Consider the following 14,039-nt stretch of genomic DNA (forward strand, 5'->3'; position numbering starts at 1 on the left):
TACCGATGGAAGTTACCCGTTTATCGAAACGCAATCATTATGAGGAGATTGCTGAACAGCTGAAGCGCTTGGTGATTGACGGCAAGCTGAAGGTCGGCGATAAACTGCCTTCGACGAAGGAGATGTCGGAGCAGTTCGGCGTTGGACGTTCGACCATGCGCGAGGCACTGAGTGCGCTGAAGGCGATGGGCTATATCGAGATTAAGCAGGGCGGCGGATGTACGGTTATTTCCAATGCTCCGGTAGAAGTCGAGCTGCCCGAGCTGCAGTCGCTGCGGATGAACCGCGAGACGCTGCTTGAGCTGCTCGAAGCGAGGCAGTCCCTGGAGGTGTCGAACGCCTCCATCGCTGCGCTGAAGGCGACGGATGCGGATTTGGCGGAGCTGCACCGGATCATGCTGGAGATGGAAGCATCGGTCGGCAATGATCTGGAGGGGGAACGCACCGATGTAGAGTTCCATGCGACGCTGGCTCATGCGACGCATAACTCCATTATGGTGCGGCTGTTCGATTCCATCGTGAGCCAACTTGAGATGGCCATCCGCGAGATTCGGCGGGTCGAGATTTACGCGAATCGCTCGGTTTCCGAGCGATTGTACCGCGAGCATCTCGCGATATACGAAGCGATCTCCAGCCGAGATGCCGATCTAGCGGGCGAACGGATGAAGCAGCACCTTGTGCATGTGGTGAGTAACTTGTTGAAGCATTTGTAGGGATTGATGCCCGCCGGGATCAGGTTTATGATCTTGGCGGGCATTTTGTTTTGCATGTGATCATGCTAGGTTGTGACCATTGCTCCTCCATTGACGTGGATAACTTCACCTGTTACGTAGCTCGAATCGTCGGATGCGAGGTAGACATAAGCAGGTGCCAGCTCGAATGGCTGGCCGGCGCGCTTCATCGGCGTATCCAGGCCGAAGGTGGACACGTAATCCGCAGGGAAGCTGGACACGGTAAGCGGCGTCCAAATCGGACCCGGCGCGACCGCATTTACACGGATCCCTTGGTGCACCAGGGAGAGGGCGAGTGAGCGTGTGAACGAAACAACGGCACCTTTTGTAGAAGAATAGTCAATGAGGAGAGGTGCCCCTTGATAAGCAGTGATAGAAGCTGTATTCACGATCGTACCGCCGGATTTCATATGTGGAAGCGCGGCTCTGGTGATATAGAACATGGGAAAAATGTTCGTTTTGTACGTGTTATAGAGCTGCTCGGTGGATATATGCATAATGCTGGTTTGAGGGAACTGTACGCCTTGGTTAAGGATTAAGACATCTATCTTGCCGTAAGTCCGCATCGTCAGATTGACGACGTCCCGGCAGTGCTGCTCCGATCTTAAATCACCGGGGATGAGCAGGCAGGTTCTGCCGAGCTGTTCGATTCTCTGTTTGGTTTCATTAGCATCTCTGTGCTCGTACAGATAGGGGATGACGACATGAGCGCCTTCTTTGGCAAAAGCAATGGCAACCGCGCGACCGATTCCGCTATCACCTCCGGTAATGATGGCAACCTTATCTTGAAGCTTGCAGCTGCCTTTATACGAAGGGGTTTCAAATATCGGCCTCGGTACCATCTCATACTCAAGCCCTGGTTGGACAGGCTGATGCTGGGGAGGAAACGCGATGGGTTCTTCTTTGCAGACTGTCCTTTTTCCATAATAGGGGTATACGGGAATCATTGGCTGTAGCTAACCTCCTGCGAATAATCAGATGGTCTACTGTATTCATGTGTGCATGAATGGGTACATGAGCGGAGTTCGAGACTAGTGACTGTGGCTGCGATGTAGTAAAATAAGGAAAATGTCTTCTCAAAAGGAGAAATACTATGTGCCGTAATATTAAGACGCTGTTCAATTTTGACCCGCCTGCTACTGAAGAAGAGGTTCATGCAGCCGCGGTGCAATTTGTCCGTAAGCTCTCGGGATTCACTGCGCCATCCAAAGCGAACGAGGCCGCCTTCCATACCGCGATTGACGAAGTCACCGCTGTTGCGCAGAAGCTGCTTAGCTCCCTGGTAACCAATGCCGAACCGCGCAATCGCCAAATCGAAATCGAACGCGCCAAAATTCGGTCGGTGAAGCGGTTTGGGACAAAGTAACGTATCATTCATTCATGCCATGGCAGCCATTGCCGACATGAGACCGAACGTGCTCACATTCGGTTGATTCAGCGTCATCACAATAACCCGATCTAGCGCGCTAAAGTTGAATCCACTATAATTAATAGTAAGTAACAAATAGTAGTCCTGAAGCACAGGCTGCTCTTCTCGGAAGTTTTCCGAGCGGGCAGCCTATTTTTATTTGTCGGAGGAGTGTGTTGTGAAGATGGAGCAAGGGTTTGAGCAGGCATATGCACGCATGATGGAGCAGGCGTTGGCGAGTGGGAGCGAGGAGCGAAAACGCAGATTGGCAGAACATGGCGATGCAGAGAAAGCACTGTTGCAGCAAGTGTGGTGGCCGGCTGTGGGGAATTTGGAATATCTGCATCCCGAGTATGAGCTGCAGGATTTGAAGGGCGGGACGCGGTTCGTAGACTATGCTTATTGCCCTCCGCTAACTTATCAGCTGCTACTGGAGGTTGACGGCTTCGGACCACACTGGAGGGACATTTCCCGTTGGAAGTTCGCAGATGATCTAAGCCGCCAAAACCATCTGCTAATCGAAGGCTGGAAACTGCTGCGTTTTGCCTTCATGGAGAAACCTCGCCGCGGCCAACATGGGGCGGCATCGCTCGTCCAGTTAGCGAGGAGTTGAGCGTATACGAGCGAGCACTCCTGCATTTGATGCAAGAGTGCTGGGGGGAACTGACTCCGGTAACAGCAGCGAAGAAGATGGGGATTACCAGAGAATCCGCAGCAAAATACCTTCGTTCACTTGTTGGCAAAGGCCTTCTTGTCGCCAAAGTCTCTCCGACAGGTAGGATTATGCGCTATAAGCTTTCTACTTCAAACTGGAGAAGCAAGTAAGAGTTAGAGTTTATGCGATAATAGTAGCCAGTTAGTTTGAACGAGCGCATGAAGCGAACGAGGAGGTCTACCTAGTAGCAAATTTGGCGGAATGAGCCGCATGAAGCGAACGAGGAGGTCTACCTAGTAGCAAATTTGGCGGAATGAGCCGCATGAAGCGAATGAGGAGGTCTACATAGGCGCCGACCCTCGCCGTTCCCCCCATCCCACTTTTGGCCTACGGCTCAAAATGGTTTATACTGGGGAAGGAATGCGATGAGGCGCCAGCATTCGAGGAGAGGCATGCCGATGCTTACATTTGGGAATTTTTTTACTTATTTGATGGTCGTTAATATTCCGCTTGCGATTGCGGTTATTTTCTTGGAGAGGCGTAACGTCGGCGTGACGTGGGCCTGGCTGATGGTGCTGCTCTTTCTGCCTGCGGTCGGATTCGTGGTGTACCTGGTTCTGGGACAGAACCTGAGCAAGAAGAAGATTTATAAGCTGAACAAACGAACGAAGGAAACGATGAACGCGATGATCGAGAATCAGCGGCGGGAGTTTCGGGATAATCAGGTCGTGTTTAACGACGCCGCAGCTGCGAACTACGCGGATATGATCTACATGAATTTGACGAGCGGCTTCGCACTGTACACGCAGAATAACAAGGTTGAAATTTACACAGACGGCAATGATAAATTCGGTGCGCTGTTCGACGACATTGAGCGGGCGAGCAGTCACATTCATCTCATGTACTACATCGTGCAGAACGACAAATTAGGAAATCGCCTGCTCGATGCGTTGTCCAGCAAAGCCAAACAAGGAGTCAAGGTCCGCTTTCTTGTCGATGACATCGGCTGCTCGCTGCTCCCGCGTCATTTCTTCGATCGGCTGCGGGCGGCGGGCGGAGAGGTTGCCTTCTTCTTCCCGTCCAAAATCCCCTACCTCAACATTCGCGTCAATTACCGCAATCATCGCAAGCTCGCGATTATTGACGGGCAAATCGGTTATATTGGCGGTTTCAATATTGGCGATGAATATTTAGGGCAAGACGAGCGCTATGGCGCGTGGCGGGATTCGCATCTGCGCATTACCGGTCATGCGGTGCTCCAGATGCAGGCGCATTACATGTTGGATTGGAATATGGCTTCATCGTCGCCGATTATGCGGGACGTGCTGGAGTTGTTCCCACCGGCCGCCAATACCGGAAACGCGGGCATTCAGATTGTATCCAGCGGACCTGACCAGACTTTGGAGCAAATTAAGAACGCGTATATCAAAATGATCAATTCCGCGAAGGAAACGATTTATATTCAAACGCCTTATTTTATACCCGATGAGAGCTTATTAACCGCTTTGAAAATGGCCGTCTTATCCGGAATCGACGTTCGCATGATGCTGCCAAGCAAGCCGGATCACAAAATGGTGTATTGGGCGTCGTACTCGTATCTGGGGGATTTACTAAGTGAAGGTATGAAATGCTACCTCTATGAGAAGGGGTTCCTGCACGCCAAAACGATCGTAGTGGATGGTCACGTCGCCTCGGTGGGGACAGCTAATGTGGACATTCGCAGCTTTAAATTGAATTTTGAAGTCAATGCGATCTTATATGATACCGAAACTGCCTCGCAGCTAAAACGTATATTCGAAGATGACATGAAGGAAAGCGCTGAGCTGACTTATGAAGCTTATACGCAACGGTCGACGTTTCACCGGTTTAGGGAATCCTGCGTACGGCTGTTATCGCCGATCTTGTAGTGGGTAATACAGATAAGAGCAACAAGGAGTGTGAGAGAGATGATGGACAAGCAGATGGTCATGGAATGGGCCAAAATGCTGATGAGCTATAAGTTTGCACTGGATGAAATGAGCACGAAACTGACTATTCTTAATGAGGAACTGCAATTTGTTCAGCATTACAACCCAATCGAGCATGTGAAAACACGGATAAAATCGCCTGAGAGTATCGTGGAGAAACTGCAGCGCAAAGGCGTGGAAGTGTCCAAAGAAAATGCGGCCGCGCATATCCGGGATATCGCCGGCGTACGGGTGATTTGCTCGTTCACAACTGACGTATACCGCGTCTACGAAATGATTCTCAGACAAGGTGATGTAAAGGTGATCGAGGTGAAGGATTACATAAAGGATCCGAAGCCAAACGGGTATCAAAGCTTGCATATGATTATTGAAATTCCGGTTTTCCTATCCGATCGCATTGAGCATGTGAAAGTGGAAATTCAACTGCGGACCATTGCAATGGATTTCTGGGCCAGCTTGGAGCACAAGATCTATTATCAATTTCATGATGACATGCCGGAGTCCATTCGCGATCAACTGAAGGAAACGGCCGACATGATCGGAGCGCTCGACAAAAGGATGCTTGGCTTGAAGGAGGAAGTACAGCGCTTCAGTGATAATGCGCTTCAAACCACGGCATCTTCGCTCACCTTGGCGCCGCCTGCACCACCAGCGCCGAAACGAGTGCTGAAGCCTGCACCCGTGGCTGCACTTTCGCCTAAACCATCTCCTGCTGCTCTTGCAACTAATGCAGCGCCGGCAGCACAATCGTCCGAACCGGCGTCACCTGCACAGTCATCTCCGACTCCGGCGACGATTTTGAAGTAACATGATGGAACATGAATGAAATCGCAAAGGCGCGACCTTCCAAGGTCTGCGCCTTTTTTGCATGTTGTCGTGGGCCAAGAGAGGTACCAATTACCGCACATGAGCCGAATTTGGCTGAACAGCGAGCAAGAGAAGTACCGCTTACCTTGTTTCCGCCTCCCCGAGCCAATACCCTCCAATGTCACAAAGTGTTCCGAAATCACTAATTATTATATGAAAAATGGAACAATTTTTACCTGTTCTTTCGACTTTCAATTGATTAGAATGGAGAATATGCTTTCGAGCATCAGAATAACCGTTAATTTTGAAAACGCTTCCAGAATATAGGCAGTTCACATACAGAAGGGAAGGCTGCAGCTATGTTCCGATTCCTAATCCGCAGCATGAATGACATGAAGCTGAGAACAAAGCTTATTTTATCCTGCATCGTCGTTGTTTTCGTACCCGTTATGATGGTTGGGGTCTTCCTGACAAGTGAGCTGCGGCATATGGCGCTGGAGAATGCACTTGAACAGACAGCTGCGAACGTGGAGCGGGTGAAGAAACGGACGGCCGAGGTGATCAACGTCTCGAATGATATTTCCTATCGAATGTCCAATGACAGCCGGCTTGCGGGACTCGCGAATGGTCAATATGAGACGGTCTACGACGTCGTGAAGGCTTACAAAGATTATCCGGACATTAAGGAATATATCCGTTTGTATAAAGAAATTACCAATATTCGCTTCTATATCAATAATAAGACGCTGCTCGATAATTGGGAATTCATCCAGCCGACGGGTTCGATTATCCGGACGAAATGGTATCAAACGGCAATAAACAGCAGTGGACTGATCGGGTGGAACTACATCGAGGATGAACGCGATCATCAACACTATTTGAGCCTCATTCGCAAAATCGATTTCCTTAGTCAGCATAACATTGGCGTACTCGTAATCAATGTGAACGGGCGCATGCTCGATTCGATTCTTAATCAAGAAACGTTCGAGACGATGATCGTGGCGGAGGATAATCATATCGTGTCTGCAAATCGACCGAATCGAGTAGGAAAGACGCTGGCTGAAATCTCGTTTGATCCGAACGTCATCGATAAGCAAAGCGGGAGATTCCAAGCCGTTGTGGATGGAAAATCATCTCAAATCCAAATCGAACAGCTTGTTCCGGCTTCAAGCTTGAACGGGCTTCGCGTAATCTCTGTATTCTCCATCGACAGCATCGTGAAGGACGCCAATCAAATTATCGTGCTGGCGCTGACAGTCGTTGCGCTTAGTCTCGTAGTGGCAATCGGCTTGATATACGGCTTTGCGACGTTTCTCTCGAATCGACTGCTGCGTCTCAGCAAACACATCACGAAGGTTGCGACCGGTAACCTCGATATTGCGCTCGAAATTGACGGCAAGGACGAAATTGGACAGCTATCCAGACAGTTCAATGCCATGGTGGTCAGCATTAACGAGCTCCTCATCGAAGTTCAGGAATCGAACAAGCAGAAGGTACAAATTCAGTCGAAGCAAAATGAGATCAAATTCAAAATGATGGCCAGTCAAATCAACCCGCATTTCTTATTCAATGCGCTAGAATCGATTCGGATGAAGGCACATCTGAAGGGCGAGAAGGAGATTTCGAATGTCGTCAGGCTTCTGGGCAAAATGATGCGCAAAAATCTCGAAGCCGGCAATCGAACCGTCATGCTGCGCAATGAAATCGATATGGTTCGCTGTTATTTGGACATCCAGAAATTCAGATATGAAGATCGGTTAATGTATGAGCTGCTGGTTGACCCCGCGGCGGAGCAGGCACCGATTCTTCCGCTTATCATTCAGCCTTTAGTGGAGAATGCCGTCATTCATGGCCTTGAGAACAGGGAAGAAGGCGGTATCGTTCGCGTTAAAGCCGAATTGCAGGGGGATATGATTCACGTGGAAGTCATTGACAATGGCGAAGGTATGGCGCGCGACAGGCTGGAAGAGGTGTATCAAACGTTTGGTGATCAAGAAGACGGGGAAGGCAACCGCATCGGGCTTCGAAATGTCCATATGCGTTTGAAGCTCCTATATGGCAGCGAGTATGGTCTCGATATTTGGAGCGAGCCGGGCATTGGTACCAGAGTGCAATTTACGATTCCTATTGGAGGCGAGTCTGCTTATGTATAAAGTGCTCATTACAGATGATGAACCTACGATCCGCGAAGGCTTAAGAACGCTTATTGACTGGAATGGACTTGGCTATGAAGTGGTGGATACCGCAGCAAACGGGAAGGATGCCCTTGTCAAATACGATCGGTACAAACCGGATCTGATGATCGTGGACATTCGGATGCCGGGAATGAGCGGACTTGAGCTGATCGAGCAATTGAGGAAGAACGAGCAGGCTGTTCATGTATTAATTCTGAGCGGCTACGCGGACTTCGATTATGCAAAGAAGGCGATTGCGCTGGATACGGACGGTTATCTGCTCAAGCCGGTCGACGAGGACGAGTTGGTCGATTACTTGAACAGGCTGCACGCCACGCTTACGCGAGAATCCGCGGAGAAGCTCAAGAACGAGCTAAAGGAAGTTTGGAATCGTGAGCGAGTCGTACAGTCCTATTTGACTCAGGGCACTCAAATGCCTACAGCATTACAGGCGCAAGAATTGGCGGATGCTGAACTGAATTGGGACAGCTATACCGTCGTGCTCTTGAAATTGCAAGGCAAGGAACATGAAATTGAGCATGGGCAGCTGATGAAGCTGAAGGGGCTGTTCGTTCAAGCGTTTGAGGAGAAGGGCATCGGCGTTGTGTTTACTCTAGATTCCTTTATCGGACTGCTTGTGAAGAAGGATCTGCAGGTTGAACAGAAGCGACATGCATTATACAAAGACATGACGGCACTCTTGTCCCAGGAGGATCTCGTGGTTACAGCTGCGGCAGGATCCAGCGTGAATCGATTAGAGGAAATCAGCAGTTCCTACGAGGAAGCTGCGAAGTACGTGAGTATGCGATTCTTCTATGCCGGCGGTCAGCTTATTACAGCGGAAACAGCTCCGATTGCAGTGTCTACTCCGCTTATCGACGCATCGGCCGAGGAAACCGCGATCGATTGCGCGGAAACGGCAGGGCAGCTTTATTTTGCCATAGATATCGGGAATGCGAAGGCTATAGAGGAAATGGTTTCGGAGAAGGGAAGGTGGCTGCTGGCGCGCGGCAGCTCGGAGCAAGCGATTAAGGCTGCGCTTGCTGAAATTGTTACCAGCGTAATCAGCAAGCTGTCGCAGCATGATCCTGATATGCAGACAAGAGGCGGTCAGCTGTCCGCAAGTATCCATGCGATCTTCGAACAATCGCGCTACAACGAGATGGAGCAGCATGTCATTGCTTTTCTGCAAGGATTAAAGCCGGAATCATCAACCGTAGGGACGGAAAAACAGATCAAGAAGATGCTTGATTTGATTCAGCGCAATTATGTGGAGAATTTGAAGCTGGATACGCTGGCAGCAGTATTTAATTACAACAGTGCGTATCTAGGCAAGCTGTTCAAGAATGAAACAGGCGAATATTTCAACACGTATGTGGATAAAGTTCGGGTCGAGAAAGCGAAGGAATTGCTCAGTCAAGGGATGAAGGTCTACCTCGTTGCAGAGAAGGTCGGATACTCCAACGTCGATTATTTTCATAGCAAATTCAGAAAATACGTAGGCAGCTCTCCTTCGGCATATCGGAAAATGTGAGATTTTTATATGATTTTGAGCAAAATTGTTAGGGTACTGAAAGCGCTTTATTTCATTTATCATTAGATCATACAGCAAGGAGGAATTGCTTATGAACTACCGGAAGCCGCGTTTCTGGCACACATTTATGCAACAGAAATACTTGTATCTGATGTCTCTTCCCTTTATAGCGTGGGTGTTCGTATTCAGCTATTTGCCACTCTGGGGATGGACGATGGCGTTCCAGAAATTCAAGCCGGCCAAATCGTTTTTTGAACAAAAATGGGTTGGGTTCGATTATTTCAAGGAACTGTTTCATGACGATTCGTTCTACCAGGCACTGCGCAATACGCTGGCGATGAGCGTGATGGGATTGATTGCCGGATTTGCGATCCCGATCATCTTTGCCATCTTGCTTAATGAAGTTCGCATTCAAGTGTTCAAGCGTTTCGTTCAAACGATTTCGTACTTGCCGCATTTCGTCTCTTGGGTCGTAGCAGCAGGGATCGTAACGAAAATGCTCTCCACCGATAACGGTGCAGTGAACGATCTGCTAGTCGGTCTGCACATCATCAGCGAACCGATTCAGTTCTCAGCCAAAGGCAATCTGTTCTGGGGGATCGTCACCGCCTCGGATGTATGGAAAGAAACCGGATGGAACACGATTATCTATCTGGCCGCGATTGCCGGTATTGGACCGGAGCTGTACGAGGCAGCAAGAGTGGATGGTGCGAGCAGACTGCAGCAGGTTTGGAACATTACACTGCCGGGTATTCGCTCCACGATCATCATTCTGGTCATCATCTCGATCGGTCACTTGATCAGCATCGGGTTTGAGAAACAGTTCCTGCTAGGCAACAATCTAGTCCGTGATTACTCACAAACGCTTGATTTGTATGCGCTTAACTACGGCTTAGGAATGGGCCGATACTCATTCGGTACCGCAATTAACATCTTCAACTCTGTCGTCAGTGTTATCTTGCTCTTCACGGCTAACGGCATCTTTAAGAAAATTACGAAAGAAAGCATCATTTAGGAGGCTGCCAAATGGAAACACGCTCAATATCCAGCGGTACGCCTTGGTCTGACCGCATCTTCGATATCGTTGTCTACACAGCAATCGTCATCGTTACTATCGCAACCTTATATCCGTTTCTAAACGTTCTCGCGATTTCGCTTAATGATTCTACAGACAGTGTACGCGGCGGAATTACGATCTTCCCGCGGCAATTCACACTGAAGAATTACGAAACCATATTTGCCTTCTCCGGCTTAATAACCGGACTCAAAATATCAATCCTTCGAACCGTTATCGGCACACTGCTTGGGCTCATCAGTGCTTCCATGCTGGCGTTCACGCTTAGCCGGGTCGACTTCCAGGGACGGAAATTCGTATCCACGTTCTTGGCTCTCACGATGTACGTATCCGGCGGATTGATACCGTTCTATATCCTGATTAAGGATCTTCATATGATGGGCACCTTTGCCGTCTATGTGCTGCCCGGACTTGTTAGCGCATTCAATGTCTTCGTTATTCGATCCTTTATCGATGGGATCCCATATGCACTGCAAGAATCAGCTAAGCTTGATGGCGCTAACGATTTCACGATCTACTGGCGTGTCATTCTGCCGCTCACGAAGCCGGCACTCGCTACGATTGCCTTGTTCCTTGCGGTCGGTCAGTGGAACTCTTGGTTCGATACTTATCTGTACAACGGCTCGCAGGATCATCTGACCACGCTTCAATACGAGCTCATGAAGGTCATTCAGAGCACGACAACGAACGTCGATAATTTCCGCGGCCGCAACATGGTCGAGGTTATGGCTCAGATTTCACCGGAATCCGTTAAGATGGCCATTACGATTATCGTTACGGTTCCGATCTTGATCGTGTATCCGTTCTTGCAGAGCTATTTTGTCAAAGGGATGACGCTTGGCGCGGTAAAAAGCTAACTCGCTTCGATTCACCAGACTTTGGTATTAGCAGGTTTCCTGTTTATACAATATAATTTTTACCATAATGGGAGGGTTTGCAACATGCAAAGAAAGACAGCCAAAACAGCTTCGATTCTAATGTCGCTTACAATGCTTGCTGGATTACTTGCTGGCTGCGGTGGCAACAACAATGAGAAGAACAACGAAACGAGCAATACTGCGGTAACTACAGAAGGCAATTCGAATACGAATGCCGCAAACGCTGATGCAAACAAAGATGCTGCAGCAGAAGATACTTCTCCACTCAAGTTGTCCATGTTTGCTGAAGACCCGAATCCAAACTGGAATAACATGCAGGATGAAGTCAGTAAAGTAATTACAGAGAAAACCGGCGTAACTCTGGATGCGGAATTCGCAGTCGGCGACCCTGCACAGAAGGTAGCGCTCATCGCAACAAGCGGTGAATATCCGGATATTATCTCAGCTAAAGGCGATATCGGCAAGCTGGTAGACGCCGGCGCGGTTATTGACCTGACTGATCTGATCGATAAATACGCTCCAAACATTAAGAAAGTACTGGGCGATTACCTGGTGCGCGCTAAATATACGAATGAAGACCAAGCGATCTATGCGATCCCGACATGGGCTGCAGCGGATGAGCAGCGTTTCGTAGCAGGCGGCGGCTTCGAGCTTCAACACCGTGTCGTGAAAGAAGCAGGCTACCCAGAAATCCGTACGGTACAAGACTATGAGGCAGCAATCAAATCGTACTTAGAGAAACACCCAACAGACGAGAATGGCAACAAAAACATCGGCGTATCCTTGAATGCGGATGACTGGCATATGTATATTTCCGTTACGAACCCAGCCGTAGCTACAACAGGCGGTTCTGATGATGGTGAATATTTCATTAACCAAGACACGCATGAAGCGACTTACCACTTCCGTCGTCCGGAAGAGAAAGAATACTTCCGCTGGTTGAATCACATGAACGATATCGGCTTGCTTGACAAAGAAAGCTTCGTTCAAAAATATGATCAATACAAAGCGAAGGTTGCTACAGGCCGTGTTCTTGGTCTGATCGACCAAGACTGGGATTACAACGATGGTCAGCAAGCTTTGAAAACAGCTGGCAAATTCGATCAAACGTATGGTCACTATCCGGTTACAATGTCCAAAGACATCAAAGAAGCATCGTTCTGGCCAACCGGTTTCATGGGCGGCTACGGCATCTCGATCTCCAGCACGAATCCGGATCCGGTTCGTACGATTAAATTCCTGGATTACCTGGCTTCCGACGAATTCCAAGTGCTTAACAACTGGGGTATCGAAGGCAAACACTATAATGTTGTAGATGGCAAACGCGTTGTGCCGCAAGAAGTGCAAGATCGTATCAACAACGACAACACAGCATTCACGAAAGAAACAGGTATCGGCTTCTACTGGAACATGATGGTTCACTACGGCGATGGCGCCAAAGATCCATCCGGCAACTACTACACGAAGAACTTCCCTGAGCAATTGGTTCTTGGCTACAGCGATGTAGAGAAAGAAACGCTTGCCGCTTATAAAGCAACAACTTGGAAAGACCTGTTCCCTAAAGAAGACGAGTTCAAAGTTAAAGCATACGGCGCTGCATGGAATATCTCCATTCCGGGCGAAGATGAAGTATCCATTCTTGGCACGAAAATGAGAGACATCACATGGAAACGTATCCCTGAAGCGATCCTGGCTAAACCAGCTGACTTCGATAAAGTATGGGATGCTTACATGGCTGATCTTGACAAAGCCGGCGTGAAGAAAATGGAAGAAGGCTACACGAAATACGTGAAAGACCGCGTTGAGCTCTGGAGCGCGAAGTAAGAATTAGCTAGTTAAGACAAGAAAGCCTCTTACACCAGAATGGTGTGAGAGGCTTTCTTGTCTTATTGCAGTGTTCTCGCATGCAACCGCCGACGGTATTCGCCGGGTGTCTGGCCGGTATGCTTGCGGAACATGCGGTTGAAGAAGCTGACATCGTTGAAGCCGACGTCTAAGGCGATGTTGAGCACTTTGTTGTCGGTCGTCTCAAGCAGATTCACGGCATGCCGGATTTGGACGGCGTGCTTATAGTCGAGCAGGCTGAGCCCGGTCGTTTCCTTGAACTTGGCGGTGAAGGAAGAGACGCTCATGCCGCATAATTGGCTTAGCTGCTGCAAAGTGAGCGGCTGATAGTAATGCAGCTCTACGAAGTTTACGATGGAGTCCATCCACTCTTTGTCGCTGACGGCAACGGGCTGCAGCGTTTTGCGGTTCTCGTGATGGAATCGGCTCAGCCAGACGAGACATTCAATCCACCTTGTCTTGATGATGAGCTGATAGCCTTCCCGCCGCTGACGGAATTCATCGTAGATGATTTGCAGATGGGATTGGATTTGCAGCTTCTGACTTGGTTGGAGGGAATGATAAGGGACGAAGGATTGCGTTTTGCGCAGGAAAGGAACCAGATAGAAGAAGTTGACGAATGAGGGCATCTGCTGCAGCACTTCCATCTCGCGCTGAAGAAAAGACGCTTCGAAGAGAACGTTGTACACAATCGTTTCTTTGTCCGGTGAACAGGTATAGCTGTGATAGACGTTAGGCTCCAGCACAAATACATCCCCGGCAACAAGCTGGTAGGTATGGCCGGACATTTCATGCAGCGCGCTGCCTTCCACGACGAAGACTAGCTCCACAAAGTCATGCGTATGCGATGGGATATGCTCACCCTTCTGGATCGTGTAGCGATCAATATGGAAGGGGAAATTCTCCTGATGGAAGTAATTCTCACCCCGGAATACGGTCATGGGCTCCTCCTGCTGGGGGATTTC

The 14,039-nt window shown here is 49.2% G+C and carries 12 protein-coding genes; 10 read left to right on the plus strand and 2 right to left on the minus strand.

The window, feature by feature from the left end; genetic code table 11:
- The first annotated feature begins 5 nt into the window (after nucleotides 1-5).
- A complete protein-coding gene (locus AC0YNS_RS14630; protein WP_475781716.1) occupies nucleotides 6-713 on the plus strand; it encodes a FadR/GntR family transcriptional regulator in 708 nt (235 codons plus the stop codon).
- A 65-nt stretch (nucleotides 714-778) separates the two neighbouring features.
- Here the strand turns inward: AC0YNS_RS14630 and AC0YNS_RS14635 are convergent, their stop codons facing one another.
- The gene (locus AC0YNS_RS14635; protein ID WP_475781717.1) at nucleotides 779-1,678 is read right to left on the minus strand and encodes an SDR family oxidoreductase; all 900 of its coding nucleotides are present in this window, start codon (nucleotides 1,676-1,678) and stop codon (nucleotides 779-781) included.
- 146 nt (nucleotides 1,679-1,824) lie between these two features.
- Between AC0YNS_RS14635 and AC0YNS_RS14640 the strand changes: the two genes are divergently transcribed.
- From AC0YNS_RS14640 to AC0YNS_RS14680, 9 genes are all read left to right on the plus strand, one after another.
- Nucleotides 1,825-2,097 carry a DUF2277 domain-containing protein gene (locus tag AC0YNS_RS14640; protein WP_475781718.1) on the plus strand — a complete coding sequence of 91 codons (273 nt, stop codon included), beginning with the start codon at nucleotides 1,825-1,827 and terminating at the stop codon, nucleotides 2,095-2,097.
- 220 nt (nucleotides 2,098-2,317) lie between these two features.
- Nucleotides 2,318-2,752, plus strand: coding sequence for a hypothetical protein (locus AC0YNS_RS14645; protein WP_475781719.1), 435 nt, complete (start codon nucleotides 2,318-2,320; stop codon nucleotides 2,750-2,752).
- 500 nt (nucleotides 2,753-3,252) lie between these two features.
- On the plus strand, nucleotides 3,253-4,701 hold the full coding sequence (gene cls / locus AC0YNS_RS14650) for a cardiolipin synthase (protein ID WP_475781720.1): 1,449 nt from the start codon (nucleotides 3,253-3,255) through the stop codon (nucleotides 4,699-4,701).
- 39 nt (nucleotides 4,702-4,740) lie between these two features.
- Nucleotides 4,741-5,568 carry a GTP pyrophosphokinase gene (locus AC0YNS_RS14655; RefSeq protein ID WP_475781721.1) on the plus strand — a complete coding sequence of 276 codons (828 nt, stop codon included), beginning with the start codon at nucleotides 4,741-4,743 and terminating at the stop codon, nucleotides 5,566-5,568.
- Nucleotides 5,569-5,927: 359 nt separating this feature from the next.
- Entirely contained in the window at nucleotides 5,928-7,721 is a 1,794-nt protein-coding gene (locus AC0YNS_RS14660; protein WP_475781722.1) for a cache domain-containing sensor histidine kinase, read from the plus strand.
- Entirely contained in the window at nucleotides 7,714-9,276 is a 1,563-nt protein-coding gene (locus AC0YNS_RS14665) for a response regulator (protein WP_475781723.1), read from the plus strand. The genes AC0YNS_RS14660 and AC0YNS_RS14665 overlap by 8 nt, the downstream gene beginning before the upstream one ends.
- A 91-nt stretch (nucleotides 9,277-9,367) precedes the next feature.
- On the plus strand, nucleotides 9,368-10,291 hold the full coding sequence (locus AC0YNS_RS14670) for an ABC transporter permease (RefSeq protein ID WP_475781724.1): 924 nt from the start codon (nucleotides 9,368-9,370) through the stop codon (nucleotides 10,289-10,291).
- Between the two features lie 11 nt (nucleotides 10,292-10,302).
- Nucleotides 10,303-11,208: a carbohydrate ABC transporter permease gene (locus AC0YNS_RS14675; protein WP_475781725.1), complete on the plus strand. Its 906-nt coding sequence runs from the start codon at nucleotides 10,303-10,305 to the stop codon at nucleotides 11,206-11,208.
- Nucleotides 11,209-11,292: 84 nt separating this feature from the next.
- Nucleotides 11,293-13,053 carry an ABC transporter substrate-binding protein gene (locus AC0YNS_RS14680; protein ID WP_475781726.1) on the plus strand — a complete coding sequence of 587 codons (1,761 nt, stop codon included), beginning with the start codon at nucleotides 11,293-11,295 and terminating at the stop codon, nucleotides 13,051-13,053.
- 62 nt (nucleotides 13,054-13,115) lie between these two features.
- Here the strand turns inward: AC0YNS_RS14680 and AC0YNS_RS14685 are convergent, their stop codons facing one another.
- Nucleotides 13,116-14,015 (minus strand): helix-turn-helix domain-containing protein, encoded by a 900-nt coding sequence (locus AC0YNS_RS14685; RefSeq protein WP_475781727.1) that lies wholly within the window; start codon nucleotides 14,013-14,015, stop codon nucleotides 13,116-13,118.
- Nucleotides 14,016-14,039: the final 24 nt, after the last annotated feature.

It is taken from the genome of Paenibacillus sp. J22FR21 (assembly GCF_056269135.1).